General features: G+C 57.5%; 13 protein-coding genes, 1 rRNA gene and 1 riboswitch. Of the genes, 7 read left to right on the forward strand and 7 right to left on the reverse strand.

Features of this window, described 5'->3' with window-relative positions; genetic code table 11:
- A 16S ribosomal RNA gene (locus ACWKX3_RS13570) occupies positions 1-88 on the reverse strand; the annotation flags it as partial.
- A gap of 562 nt (positions 89-650) precedes the next feature.
- On the opposite strand from ACWKX3_RS13570, the gene purH reads away from it, so the two are divergent.
- Together purH and purD are read left to right on the forward strand one after the other, a co-directional pair.
- Positions 651-2,240 carry a bifunctional phosphoribosylaminoimidazolecarboxamide formyltransferase/IMP cyclohydrolase gene (gene purH / locus ACWKX3_RS13575; protein WP_454541954.1) on the forward strand — a complete coding sequence of 530 codons (1,590 nt, stop codon included), beginning with the start codon at positions 651-653 and terminating at the stop codon, positions 2,238-2,240.
- A 15-nt stretch (positions 2,241-2,255) separates the two neighbouring features.
- Positions 2,256-3,548, forward strand: a complete 1,293-nt coding sequence (gene purD, locus ACWKX3_RS13580; RefSeq protein WP_454541955.1) for a phosphoribosylamine--glycine ligase — start codon at positions 2,256-2,258, stop codon at positions 3,546-3,548.
- Positions 3,549-3,604: 56 nt separating this feature from the next.
- Here the strand turns inward: purD and ACWKX3_RS13585 are convergent, their stop codons facing one another.
- The 6 genes from ACWKX3_RS13585 to nudC all read right to left on the reverse strand — a co-directional run bounded on the left by ACWKX3_RS13585 (position 3,605) and on the right by nudC (position 7,957).
- Positions 3,605-4,297 carry a DUF1481 domain-containing protein gene (locus ACWKX3_RS13585; protein ID WP_102891712.1) on the reverse strand — a complete coding sequence of 231 codons (693 nt, stop codon included), beginning with the start codon at positions 4,295-4,297 and terminating at the stop codon, positions 3,605-3,607.
- Between the two features lie 11 nt (positions 4,298-4,308).
- Positions 4,309-4,581, reverse strand: coding sequence for a nucleoid-associated protein HU-alpha (gene hupA / locus ACWKX3_RS13590; RefSeq protein WP_002445246.1), 273 nt, complete (start codon positions 4,579-4,581; stop codon positions 4,309-4,311).
- A 186-nt stretch (positions 4,582-4,767) separates the two neighbouring features.
- Complete coding sequence (locus ACWKX3_RS13595; protein WP_006176765.1) at positions 4,768-5,358, reverse strand: YjaG family protein; 591 nt, start codon at positions 5,356-5,358, stop codon at positions 4,768-4,770.
- Positions 5,359-5,399: 41 nt separating this feature from the next.
- On the reverse strand, positions 5,400-6,071 hold the full coding sequence (gene nfi / locus ACWKX3_RS13600; RefSeq protein WP_006176764.1) for a deoxyribonuclease V: 672 nt from the start codon (positions 6,069-6,071) through the stop codon (positions 5,400-5,402).
- Positions 6,072-6,080: 9 nt separating this feature from the next.
- Positions 6,081-7,145 carry a uroporphyrinogen decarboxylase gene (hemE, locus tag ACWKX3_RS13605; protein WP_006176763.1) on the reverse strand — a complete coding sequence of 355 codons (1,065 nt, stop codon included), beginning with the start codon at positions 7,143-7,145 and terminating at the stop codon, positions 6,081-6,083.
- A 38-nt stretch (positions 7,146-7,183) separates the two neighbouring features.
- Positions 7,184-7,957, reverse strand: a complete 774-nt coding sequence (gene nudC, locus ACWKX3_RS13610; protein WP_454541956.1) for an NAD(+) diphosphatase — start codon at positions 7,955-7,957, stop codon at positions 7,184-7,186.
- Positions 7,958-8,052: 95 nt separating this feature from the next.
- Between nudC and ACWKX3_RS13615 the strand changes: the two genes are divergently transcribed.
- The 5 genes from ACWKX3_RS13615 to thiS all read left to right on the forward strand — a co-directional run bounded on the left by ACWKX3_RS13615 (position 8,053) and on the right by thiS (position 12,257).
- Positions 8,053-8,550, forward strand: a complete 498-nt coding sequence (locus tag ACWKX3_RS13615; protein ID WP_006176761.1) for an Rsd/AlgQ family anti-sigma factor — start codon at positions 8,053-8,055, stop codon at positions 8,548-8,550.
- Between the two features lie 51 nt (positions 8,551-8,601).
- A riboswitch (TPP riboswitch) is annotated at positions 8,602-8,715 on the forward strand.
- 79 nt (positions 8,716-8,794) lie between these two features.
- Entirely contained in the window at positions 8,795-10,690 is a 1,896-nt protein-coding gene (gene thiC, locus ACWKX3_RS13620) for a phosphomethylpyrimidine synthase ThiC (protein WP_058610863.1), read from the forward strand.
- A complete protein-coding gene (gene thiE, locus ACWKX3_RS13625; protein ID WP_137273557.1) occupies positions 10,690-11,325 on the forward strand; it encodes a thiamine phosphate synthase in 636 nt (211 codons plus the stop codon). Before thiC ends, thiE begins: the two co-directional genes overlap by 1 nt.
- Positions 11,318-12,073: a HesA/MoeB/ThiF family protein gene (locus ACWKX3_RS13630; RefSeq protein WP_446188188.1), complete on the forward strand. Its 756-nt coding sequence runs from the start codon at positions 11,318-11,320 to the stop codon at positions 12,071-12,073. Before thiE ends, ACWKX3_RS13630 begins: the two co-directional genes overlap by 8 nt.
- Positions 12,057-12,257, forward strand: coding sequence for a sulfur carrier protein ThiS (thiS, locus tag ACWKX3_RS13635; protein WP_006176757.1), 201 nt, complete (start codon positions 12,057-12,059; stop codon positions 12,255-12,257). Before ACWKX3_RS13630 ends, thiS begins: the two co-directional genes overlap by 17 nt.
- Position 12,258: the final 1 nt, after the last annotated feature.

The following is a 12,258-nucleotide window of genomic DNA, read 5'->3' on the forward strand; positions in this document are numbered from 1 at the left end:
GAGCAAGCTCTCTGTGTTACCGCTCGACTTGCATGTGTTAGGCCTGCCGCCAGCGTTCAATCTGAGCCATGATCAAACTCTTCAATTTAAGTTTGATGCTCGTGAATTAAACTTCGTAATGAATTACGTATGTTCACTCAGAGACTTGGTATTCATTTATTGTCCGGAGACATTAAGAATCCATGTCACTTTGAGTGCCCACACAGATTGTCTGATAAATTGTTAAAGAGCAGTTGCGACGCGCTTTAGCGCTCTGTCGCGAGGTGGCGTATATTACGCTTTCCTCTTTCAGAGTCAACCCTGAATCTCAGGATTTTTTCTCTTCAACCGAACCGGTTGTTGTGTGAAGTGATTCACATCCGCCGTGTCGATGGAGGCGCATTATAGGGAGTTCTCGCGCCGCCGCAACCGCTAAATGACAGAAAAATGACTGACTGCTGCATTCCACAGCAAAACCCCGCCTTATACCTTTTTACACACAGACTTATCCACAATGATACGAAAAAGTGAAAATGTGCGAGCGTTGCGCAAACGTTTTCGTTAAAATGCTCGCGCTTAACAGGCATGCCCCGCCAGGTGTGTTAGATGAGTTTTTCGCAGGAAAAATTCATCTAACGCTCTCTGTAATCGTGAAATCCAGGGGATTTACCATGCAACAACGTCGTCCAGTCCGCCGCGCTCTGCTCAGTGTCTCTGATAAAGCCGGTATCGTTGAATTCGCTCAGGCACTTTCTGCACGCGGTGTGGAGCTGCTGTCCACAGGCGGTACCGCTCGCCTGTTAGCAGAGAAAGGTTTGCCGGTTACCGAAGTCTCTGATTACACCGGTTTCCCGGAAATGATGGATGGACGCGTCAAAACCCTTCACCCGAAAGTGCACGGCGGCATTCTTGGCCGCCGCGGTCAGGATGACGGCATTATGGAACAGCATGGCATCGCACCTATCGACATGGTTGTCGTTAACCTCTACCCGTTCGCCCAGACCGTAGCCCGCGAAGGTTGCTCGCTGGAAGATGCCGTAGAGAATATTGATATCGGCGGCCCGACCATGGTGCGCTCCGCGGCCAAGAACCATAAAGATGTGGCTATCGTGGTCAAGAGCAGCGACTACAGCGCCATTATTAATGAGATGGACGCCAATGAAGGTTCATTAACCCTCTCAACCCGTTTCGACCTCGCCATTAAAGCCTTCGAGCACACCGCCGCCTACGACAGCATGATCGCCAACTACTTCGGCAGCCTGGTGCCCGCCTACCATGGCGAAAGCAACGATCCATCTGGCCGCTTCCCGCGCACGCTGAACCTGAACTTTATTAAGAAGCAGGATATGCGCTACGGCGAGAACAGCCACCAGCAGGCAGCCTTCTATATAGAAGAAGAGGTAAAAGAAGCCTCGGTTGCCACCGCTCAGCAGGTTCAGGGCAAAGCGCTCTCCTACAACAATATTGCTGACACCGACGCTGCGCTGGAATGCGTGAAAGCGTTCAGCGAGCCGGCCTGCGTTATCGTCAAGCACGCGAACCCATGCGGCGTGGCGGTAAGCACTACTATTCTGGATGCCTACGATCGCGCCTACAAAACCGACCCGACCTCCGCGTTTGGCGGCATTATTGCCTTCAACCGCGAGCTGGATGCACAGACCGCGCAGGCCATTATCTCGCGTCAGTTTGTCGAAGTGATCATTGCGCCATCAGCGTCTGAAGAAGCCCTGAAAATTACCGCGGCGAAGCAAAACGTGCGCGTCCTGGTTTGCGGTCAGTGGGCTGATCGCGTGCCGGGCCTGGACTTCAAGCGCGTCAACGGCGGTTTGCTGGTTCAGGATCGCGATCTGGGTATGGTGACAGAAGCCGACCTGCGCGTGGTGACCAAACGTCAGCCAACCGAGCCGGAACTGCGTGACGCGCTGTTCTGCTGGAAGGTCGCGAAATTCGTGAAATCCAACGCCATTGTCTACGCGAAAGAGAACATGACCATCGGGATAGGCGCAGGCCAGATGAGCCGCGTTTACTCGGCGAAAATTGCCGGTATTAAAGCAGGCGACGAAGGGCTGGAAGTGAAAGGGTCCGCCATGGCCTCCGACGCCTTCTTCCCGTTCCGCGACGGCATCGACGCGGCAGCGGCGGTGGGCATCACCTGCGTGATCCAGCCTGGCGGCTCCATTCGCGATGAAGAAGTGATTGCCGCAGCTGACGAACACGGTATCGCGATGATCTTCACCGACATGCGTCACTTCCGCCATTAATTCCCGGAGCAGAAAATGAAAGTATTAGTGATTGGTAATGGCGGCCGCGAGCACGCGCTGGCGTGGAAAGCCGCGCAGTCTCCGCGAGTGGAAACCGTCTTTGTGGCGCCGGGCAATGCCGGCACCGCCCTGGAGCCCACGCTGCAGAACGTCGCCATTGGCGTGACCGATATCCCGGCGCTGCTGAGCTTTGCCCAAAATGAGAATATCGATCTGACCATCGTCGGCCCGGAAGCGCCGCTGGTGATTGGCGTGGTTGACGCATTCCGCGAAGCCGGGCTGACCATCTTCGGCCCGACGGAAGGTGCCGCGCAGCTGGAAGGTTCAAAAGCCTTCACCAAAGATTTCCTTGCGCGTCATCACATCCCGACGGCGGAATACCAGAACTTCACCGAGGTCGAGCCAGCGCTGGCGTATCTGCGTGAAAAAGGCGCGCCGATTGTGATTAAGGCCGACGGGCTGGCCGCCGGTAAAGGCGTGATCGTGGCGATGACGATTGAAGAAGCGGAAGCCGCAGTGCAGGACATGCTGGCTGGCAACGCCTTTGGCGATGCGGGCCACCGCATCGTCATCGAAGAGTTTCTCGACGGTGAAGAGGCGAGCTTTATCGTGATGGTCGATGGCGAGCACGTCCTGCCGATGGCAACCAGTCAGGATCATAAGCGCGTGGGTAACGCAGACACCGGTCCGAATACCGGTGGGATGGGCGCTTACTCCCCTGCGCCAGTGGTCACTGACGAAGTGCATCAGCGCACCATGGAGCGCATCATCTGGCCTACCGTTAAAGGGATGGCGGCGGAAGGCAACACCTATACCGGTTTCCTCTATGCGGGCCTGATGATCGACAAGCAGGGAAACCCGAAGGTGATCGAATTTAACTGCCGCTTCGGCGATCCGGAAACGCAGCCCATCATGCTGCGCATGAAATCGGATCTGGTCGAACTGTGCCTGGCGGCCTGCGAAGGTAAGCTCGACGAGAAAACGTCCGAGTGGGACGAGCGTGCCTCTCTGGGCGTGGTGATTGCGGCGGGCGGGTATCCGGGGAATTACAACACCGGTGACGAGATCCACGGCCTGCCGCTGGAAGCGGTAGACGGCGCGAAGGTGTTCCATGCGGGCACAACGCTGTCTGACGACGATCGCGTCCTGACCAGCGGTGGCCGCGTACTGTGCGCGACCGCGCTGGGTCACACCGTTGCGGAAGCACAGAAGCGCGCCTATGCGCTGATGGCGGATATCCACTGGAACGGCAGCTTCAGCCGCCAGGATATCGGTTATCGCGCGATTGCGCGTGAGCAGGGCGAGTAACAGAGACGTCTGTTTCCCCTCATCCTACCCTCTCCCTCAGGGAGAGGGGATATTGCTCAAAAACTCTTTTCCGTCGGCTGCCAGGTGCAGAAATCTTCGTTCGCCACCAGCAGCAGCTGAGAACCTTCCGGCGCTTCAAGCCACGCGATACTCACTTCCATAGAAGAGTGACGCTGACGACGTTCAATATGTTCGGTTGCCCAGGATTCCAGCTCAGGCTTCACCGTCTGCCCTTCACAGGTCGTTACCGTACCATCGGCATGCCATCGCCCCTGGCGCAGCACTACGCGCCCCAGACGCAGCGCATCGCTGGTCTGGCGGATCTGTTCGGCACGATAGCGGTAGAGGGCTATTTGCTCGCTGGAAAGCTGCTGTTTATGACCACTGACCTCGCGCTGCATAAAGCTCAGCTCGCCATGGTCATCAAAACGCACTTTCACATGTTCGGGGGTCTTACTGTAGATATTCAGCTCGATAAGGGAGAGGGAATCCCCCTGCCAGCGATACTCTGCGGTTGAGGTATTACCGGTATGCCACGGGCTGAACGCGGAGAGAAGGTGCACTTCCCCGCTGGAATCTTTGCGCCACATCCTGACCGCACCCTGGTTATCCGCGTAGCCGCTGGCGGTAAACGGAGGAAGGGAGGCGTCATGGCTACAGGCAGACAGTAACAGCACGCCTGCCAGCGCGAGCGTTCCGCGACAGAATGACAAAAGGGGCGTTGCCGCCCCTTCGTTAAAACTGTTCACTGCCACGCGTCTTACTTAACTGCGTCTTTCAGTGCTTTACCAGAAACAAATGCCGGCACGTTAGCTGCGGCGATTTTGATTTCTTTACCGGTCTGCGGGTTGCGGCCAGTACGCTCAGCGCGGTGGTTCACTTTGAAGGTACCGAAACCAACCAGTTGTACAGCATCGCCTTCTTTCAGAGACTCAGTAATAGCAGCCAGGGTAGATTCCAGAGCAGCTTTAGCCTGCACTTTAGACAGATCAGCCTTGTCCGCAATTACATCAATCAGTTGAGTCTTGTTCATAAGTTATCCTTTCAATGTGTTTATCGCTTGCTAAGCATCGAGTGCGACGAAAATGCCAAAAAAGCACTCTCCTGCATACACGCACCGATAGCCACTTTTTTTCGCCCCCCAAATGTAGACCAGACGGGGGGCAGAAGGGAAGAGTTGAGGTACGACAAAACAGGCGTTAAATCACGTTTTGTTGTCTCATTGGTTAAAAACTATACCAATATTACTCTCACCCGCCTCACGTAAGTCCGCGCGCAGCCCTTTGATCAGCTCAATGTCGCGTTCTTCACACTCTGCCAGCAGGCGGAAAATTTCCCACTGGATGTCCCATTCCTGCTCAACCGCCGGGTTGGCACGCAGCTCTTCGTCGGTCATTTCACGACCTTCCTGCGTCATTTCCAGCATCGCGACAGTGGTGATGGACGCCTTACTTACCTCAATCGCATGTTCCAGCGTTTCGCCGCTCAGGCGAGAGTGGATCAGTTCGCTTAACGCGACGCAGGCGTCAATCGCCGGGTAGACGCCATACACATCATAGTCATCCGCCGCCGGGATTGCCTCTTCCAGCTTTTCGAGCTGAGAGTCGAAGTTAACTTTGGCATCTTTTACCGTCAGCGTTTCCCAGATCAAGTCCAGGATGCGGCGATAGATCTGGCCTTCACCAAATTCAGTCTGCTTGCAGAACGTGGCATAGTTGGGATACATGCGCTCGCACAGGCAGGCCATAAAGGTGACGTGCTGCCAGCTTTCCAGCTTCTCAAGGCGCAGATGAATCGGGTTTTGTAACATGATGATGTCTCGAATCGAAAATTAGCCGCAGTTTACCTGAATCATGGCTGAATTTCCTGCCAACGAACAAATGCCGGACGCGAGGACGCCACGGCATCGGCCCAGCGCGTTGGCTCAGGTAAACGGTAGCCCTTCATACAGCGTTGTACCCATGCCAGCGCGCTATCCATACTGACCCGATGCCCGGTGGCAATGAACAGCGGGTTGCAGCGGGCTTTACTGCGCCAGACCCACGCCAGCTGCTCGCCTTTATCAATAAGCGGTGCCAGAGCGCCCGGCTCGGCGGAGAGGGGCTCAAACTTCCCACAGAGGCGTTTCTTGGCGACGCCGATGGTCGGCACGTCCACCAGCAGCCCAAAGTGGCTGGCAACGCCCAGGCGGCGCGGGTGAGAGATGCCGTGTCCATCAACGAACAGCAGGTCGGGCTTTTGCGAGAGTTGCTCCCACGCTGCGAGCAGCGCGGGGTATTCACGGAAGGAGAGAAAACCGGGAATGTAAGGCATGGTGGTGGCGATACGCGCCACTTTGTACTCCACCAGCTCAAGCGAGGGGTACTTCAGAACCACCATCGCCGCCCGCGTCACTTCCCCGCCCTGCTCGAACCCCACGTCCGCGCCGCCGATGTACTGCGGGGGATCCGTATCCAGACGATCCTCGCGGATCACGGATGAGGCCAGTTCTATCTGTTGAGCGCGTAACGACGCGAGATCCATAACCACTCCTTACTTGTGATACTGGGCAGAAAGCCGATGCACCGCCTCCACAAAGACGCCTGCGTGTTCTGGCGGCACATCCTGATGAATGCCGTGGCCGAGGTTAAAGACGTGGCCTTCACCCTGGCCGAAAGCAGACAGTATAGTCGACACTTCTTCTTCAATGCGGGCAGGCTGGGCATAAAGCATGGATGGGTCCATGTTGCCCTGCAGCGCCACTTTGTCGCCCACGCGACGGCGCGCCTCGCCAATGTCGGTGGTCCAGTCAAGACCCAGCGCATCACAGCCGGTTGCGGCCAGCGCTTCCAGCCACTGCCCGCCGCCTTTGGTAAACAGGGTGACCGGTACGCGGCGACCTTCGTTTTCACGCAGCAGGCCGTCGACGATTTTGTGCATGTAGTACAGCGAGAACTGCTGGTAATCGCGCCCGGTCAGCACGCCGCCCCAGGTATCAAAAATCATCACCGACTGCGCGCCCGCTTTAATCTGTGCGTTAAGGTAAAGCGTGACGCTTTTCGCCAGCTTGTCGAGCAGCGCATGCAGGGCCATCGGCTCGGCGTACATCATTTTTTTGATGACCGTGAAGGCTTTGCTGCTGCCGCCTTCAACCATGTAGGTCGCCAGCGTCCACGGGCTGCCGGAGAAGCCAATCAGCGGCACTTCGCCCTTCAGCTCACGACGAATGGTGCGCACCGCGTTCATCACGTAGCCCAGTTCGCCTTCGGGATCGGGGATTGGCAGCTTATCAACGTCGGCTTTACTTTTAATCGGGGAGGTGAAACGCGGGCCTTCGCCGGTTTCGAAATAGAGCCCAAGCCCCATCGCATCCGGAATGGTCAAAATGTCTGAAAAGAGAATGGCGGCATCCAGTGGAAAGCGACGCAGCGGCTGGAGCGTCACTTCACAGGCCAGCTCGGCGTTTTTGCACAGCGACATAAAATCGCCCGCCTGCGCACGTGTGGCTTTGTACTCTGGCAGATAGCGTCCCGCCTGGCGCATCATCCACACCGGGGTGACATCAACGGGCTGGCGCAGCAGCGCACGCAGATAACGATCGTTCTTCAGTTCGGTCATTTTTGCAGTTCCTTAAGCGTCATGGCCTCAGTGTAACACTACTCATACTCGGCCCGACACATTGCCACGGTATCTTCTATCAGCCGACGCGCTACCGTCCCCGGCGGGGGTAACAGCGGTAAATCGTCATAGCGATACCAGTTCGCCTCCAGCAGCTCTTTTTGGTCGATAACGATCTCGCCGCTATCGTAATCCGCCATAAACGCCGTCATTAAAGACATCGGGAAGGGCCACGGCTGAGACGTCACATAGCGCAGGTTTTTCACCCTGATACTGCTCTCCTCCATGACTTCACGCGCGACCGCCTGCTCCAGCGTTTCGCCAACTTCGACGAACCCGGCCAGCACGGTATGAATGCCGTTACGATGGCGGGTATGCTGCGCCAGCAGGATGGAATCCTCGCGACGAATGGCCACAATGATGCACGGCGCAATTTGCGGATAGTAACGTTCGCGGCAGTGGCTACAGAGCATCGCCGACTCGGTTTTGCTCGGGTGCATGGTATGGCCGCAATAGCCGCAGAATTTATGCGAGCGGTAAAACTCCGCCAGCTGCACGCCGCGGCCCGCCAGCTGGAACAGGCCAGCGTCAAGATCGAGCACCTGACGAACCGATCCCATATCGTGGCGACGAGATTGCTGGATCAGCCATACCGGATCACCCTGCCATTCGCCGATCCTCAGCGCGGGCAAGCCGACAAGATCGAAGGTTTCCGCCGCTCCGTAAGGCAGTGTCCCGGCGGGCAACCATAACTTTTGTTCGTGACTGACGATCCACCAACCCAGATCTGATTTTTTAATAATACGATCCATATCTATTGCACTACCTTCGCTTCACTGACATGTTGTTAGCATTGTGGTTACATTTTGGATAAGCAGATTCAATTCTAAACCTTGTGGAGTCGAACATGTTAAACCAGCTAGAAAGCCTGACTGAGCGCGTTGGAGGAAGTAACAACCTGGTGGATCGCTGGCTACATGACCGCAAGCATCTCCTCGTGGCGTATTACAATCTGGTCGGTATTAAGCCTGGCAAAGAATCCTTCATGCGGCTGAATGAAAAAGCGCTGGACGATTTTTGTCAAAGCCTGGTCGACTACCTTTCCGACGGGCATTTCAATATTTATGAACGCATTGTCCGCGAAATGGAAGGCACAAATCCCTATTTAGCCGCCAGCAAACTCTGTTCGCTGCTGGAAGCCAACACCCAGCGGATCATGGCGTACTACGACTCCACGCTCGAGAACGCGATCGATCACGATAATTATCTCGAGTTCCAGCAGGCGCTGTCCGATCTCGGTGAAGCGCTGGAGGAGCGATTCACGCTGGAAGATAAGCTGATCGTACTCGTGCTGGATAATGACCTGAAGGTCAGCAACGAAGACAACATCGCGCGGCCGGCTTGAGTTCTTAATCGTTAACGAGTAATTTACATCTATCGTCCCTCTTCGGAGGGGTTTTTCTTGTCGGAGTGCCCAGCGTTTGGAAAAACGCGGGCTGAGACCGTTAATTCGGGATCCGCGGAACCTGATCAGGCTAATACCTGCGAAGGGAACAAGAGTCAAACTGCTGTTGTATCGCCTTTCGGGCGATCTCCTCTTGCTTCATCCGTCGTCTGACAAGCCATGTCCTTCACCTTTGGAATGAGCTATGTCTGCAACTAAACTGACCCGTCGCGAACAGCGCGAACACGCCCAACGCTTCATCGACACCCTGGAAGGCACCGCTTTCCCGAACTCAACACGCATTTACATCACTGGCTCTCAGGCTGATATCCGCGTCCCGATGCGCGAGATACAGCTTAGCCCGACGCTTATCGGCGGCAGCAAAGAGACACCACAGTTTGAAGACAACGAAGCCGTGCCGGTGTACGACACGTCCGGCCCTTACGGCGACCCGACCGTTGCGATCAACGTGCAGCAGGGTCTGGCGAAGCTGCGCCAGGCCTGGATTGATGCGCGCAACGACAGCGAAGAATTGCCCGTCCGCAGCTCGGCGTATACCAACGCGCGTCTGGCCGACGACGGTCTGGACGCGTTGCGTTTCACCGGGCTGCTGACGCCGAAGCGTGCTAAGCCAGGCAAATGCGTTACGCAGCTGCACTACGCGCGTCAGGGCATTGTCACCCCGGAGATGGAGTTTATCGCCATCCGTGAAAATATGGGGCGCGAGCGCATCCGCAGCGAGGTGTTACGCCACCAGCATCCGGGCGAAGGGTTCGGTGCTCGCCTGCCGGAAAACATCACGCCGGAATTCGTGCGTGACGAAGTGGCGGCGGGCCGGGCGATCATCCCGGCCAACATCAACCACCCGGAATCAGAGCCGATGATCATTGGCCGCAACTTCCTGGTGAAGGTTAACGCCAACATCGGTAACTCTGCGGTCACCTCGTCCATCGAAGAAGAGGTAGAGAAACTGGTCTGGTCTACGCGCTGGGGCGCGGACACGGTGATGGATCTCTCAACCGGCCGCTATATTCACGAAACCCGCGAGTGGATCCTGCGTAACAGCCCGGTGCCGATTGGCACAGTGCCCATCTATCAGGCGCTGGAGAAAGTGAACGGCATCGCGGAGAACCTCACCTGGGAAGCCTTCCGCGACACGCTGCTGGAGCAGGCCGAACAGGGCGTGGATTACTTCACCATCCACGCTGGCGTGCTGCTGCGCTACGTGCCGATGACCGCCAAACGTCTGACCGGCATCGTCTCACGCGGCGGTTCGATTATGGCGAAGTGGTGCCTGTCCCACCATCAGGAAAACTTCCTCTATGAACACTTCCGCGAAATCTGCGAAATCTGCGCCGCCTATGACGTCTCGCTCTCGCTGGGTGACGGCCTGCGTCCGGGATCGATCCGCGATGCCAACGACGAAGCGCAGTTTGCCGAACTGCATACGCTGGGCGAACTGACCAAAATCGCCTGGGAGTATGACGTGCAGGTGATGATTGAAGGCCCGGGACACGTGCCGATGCAGATGATCCGCCGCAACATGACCGAGGAGCTGGAGCACTGCCACGAAGCGCCGTTCTACACCTTAGGGCCGCTGACCACCGATATCGCACCGGGTTACGACCACTTCACCTCTGGTATTGGCGCGGCAATGATTGGCTGGTTCGGCTGCGCAATGCTGTGCTACGTCACGCCGAAAGAGCACCTTGGCTTGCCCAACAAAGAGGATGTGAAACAGGGGCTTATCACTTACAAAATTGCCGCGCACGCTGCAGACCTGGCGAAAGGCCACCCGGGGGCGCAGATCCGCGATAACGCGATGTCAAAGGCGCGCTTCGAATTCCGCTGGGAGGATCAGTTCAACCTCGCGCTCGACCCGTTCACCGCCCGCGCCTACCACGATGAAACCCTTCCCCAGGAGTCCGGCAAGGTGGCGCACTTCTGCTCCATGTGCGGCCCAAAATTCTGCTCAATGAAAATCAGCCAGGAAGTGCGGGACTACGCCGCCGCGCAGGCAATTGAAGTCGGGATGGCGGATATGTCAGAGAACTTCCGCGCCAGAGGCGGCGAAATTTACCTCAAAAAAGAGGAGGCATAATGTACCAGCCCGATTTCCCCTCCGTCCCCTTCCGGCTGGGGCTGTACCCGGTCGTGGACAGCGTCGAGTGGATTGCGCGCCTGCTGGAGGCCGGCGTGCGCACGATCCAGTTACGTATCAAAGATAAACGCGATGACGAGGTCGAGGCCGATGTGGTTGCCGCCATTGCGCTGGGGCGTCGTTACCAGGCCCGCCTGTTTATCAACGACTACTGGCAGCTGGCGGTGAAACACCAGGCCTACGGGGTTCATCTTGGTCAGGAAGATCTGGAAACCACCGATTTGAGCGCCATTCGTGACGCAGGGCTGCGCCTGGGCGTATCGACGCATGACGATATGGAGATCGACGTGGCGCTGGCCGCCCGTCCTTCTTATATCGCTCTCGGCCACGTTTTCCCGACGCAAACCAAGCAAATGCCTTCCGCGCCGCAGGGGCTGGCGCAGCTGGCAGACCACGTTAAACGCCTGGCAGAGTATCCGACGGTCGCCATCGGCGGGATTAGCCTTGAACGCGCGCCGTCCGTTCTGGAGACCGGCGTCGGCAGCATCGCCGTCGTCAGCGCCATCACCCAGGCCAATGACTGGCGTGATGCCACCGCACAGCTCTTACGGCTGGCAGGAGCAGGCGATGAATGATCGCGATTTTATGCGCTACAGCCGCCAGATCCTGCTGGAGGATATCGCCGTTGACGGGCAGCAAAAGCTGCTCGAAAGCCGGGTGCTGATCGTCGGTCTGGGTGGATTAGGCTCGCCTGCTGCGCTTTATCTGGCGGGCGCAGGCATCGGTACGCTGGTGCTGGCGGATGACGATGATATTCACATCAGCAATCTGCAGCGGCAGATCCTGTTTAATACGGCGGATGTGGGCCAGCCTAAGGCAGATATTGCCCGCCAGCGGCTGCATCAGCTCAACCCTGATATCGAACTCATCGCGCTTCAGACGCGCCTCAGCGGTGACAGCCTGCAACGCGAGGTTGCGCTGGCTGACGTCGTGCTCGACTGCACTGACAATATGGCGACGCGCCAGGCGATTAACGCCGCCTGCGTCGCGCACAATACGCCGCTTATCACCGCCAGCGCCGTCGGTTTTGGCGGGCAGATGATGGTCCTGACGCCGCCATGGGCACAGGGCTGCTACCGCTGCCTGTGGCCGGACGACGCCGAGCCGGAGCGCAGCTGCCGCACGGCAGGCATTACCGGCCCCGTGGTCGGGGTGATGGGAACGTTGCAGGCGCTGGAGGCGATCACGCTGCTCTGCGGTATGGAAACGCAACGTAATACGCTGCGGCTGTTCGACGCCCGCGCCGGCGGCTGGCGTCAGCTGGCTCTCCACCGCGCAGGCCAATGCCCGGTATGCCGAGGTCACAATGCGCATCCTGTTTAACGATGAGCCAATGCAGTGTGACGAGGGGCAGACCGTAGCCACACTGCTCGATAAGCTGCGTCAGCTCAGGCCGGGAACGGCGCTGGCGCTCAATCAACAGATCCTGCCGCGCGAGCAGTGGGAACATCAGCAGGTGAGCGAAGGCGACCAGATCCTGCTGTTTCAGGTTATCGCGGGAGGCTGAG

Source organism: Enterobacter sp. UPMP2052, from assembly GCF_053709675.1.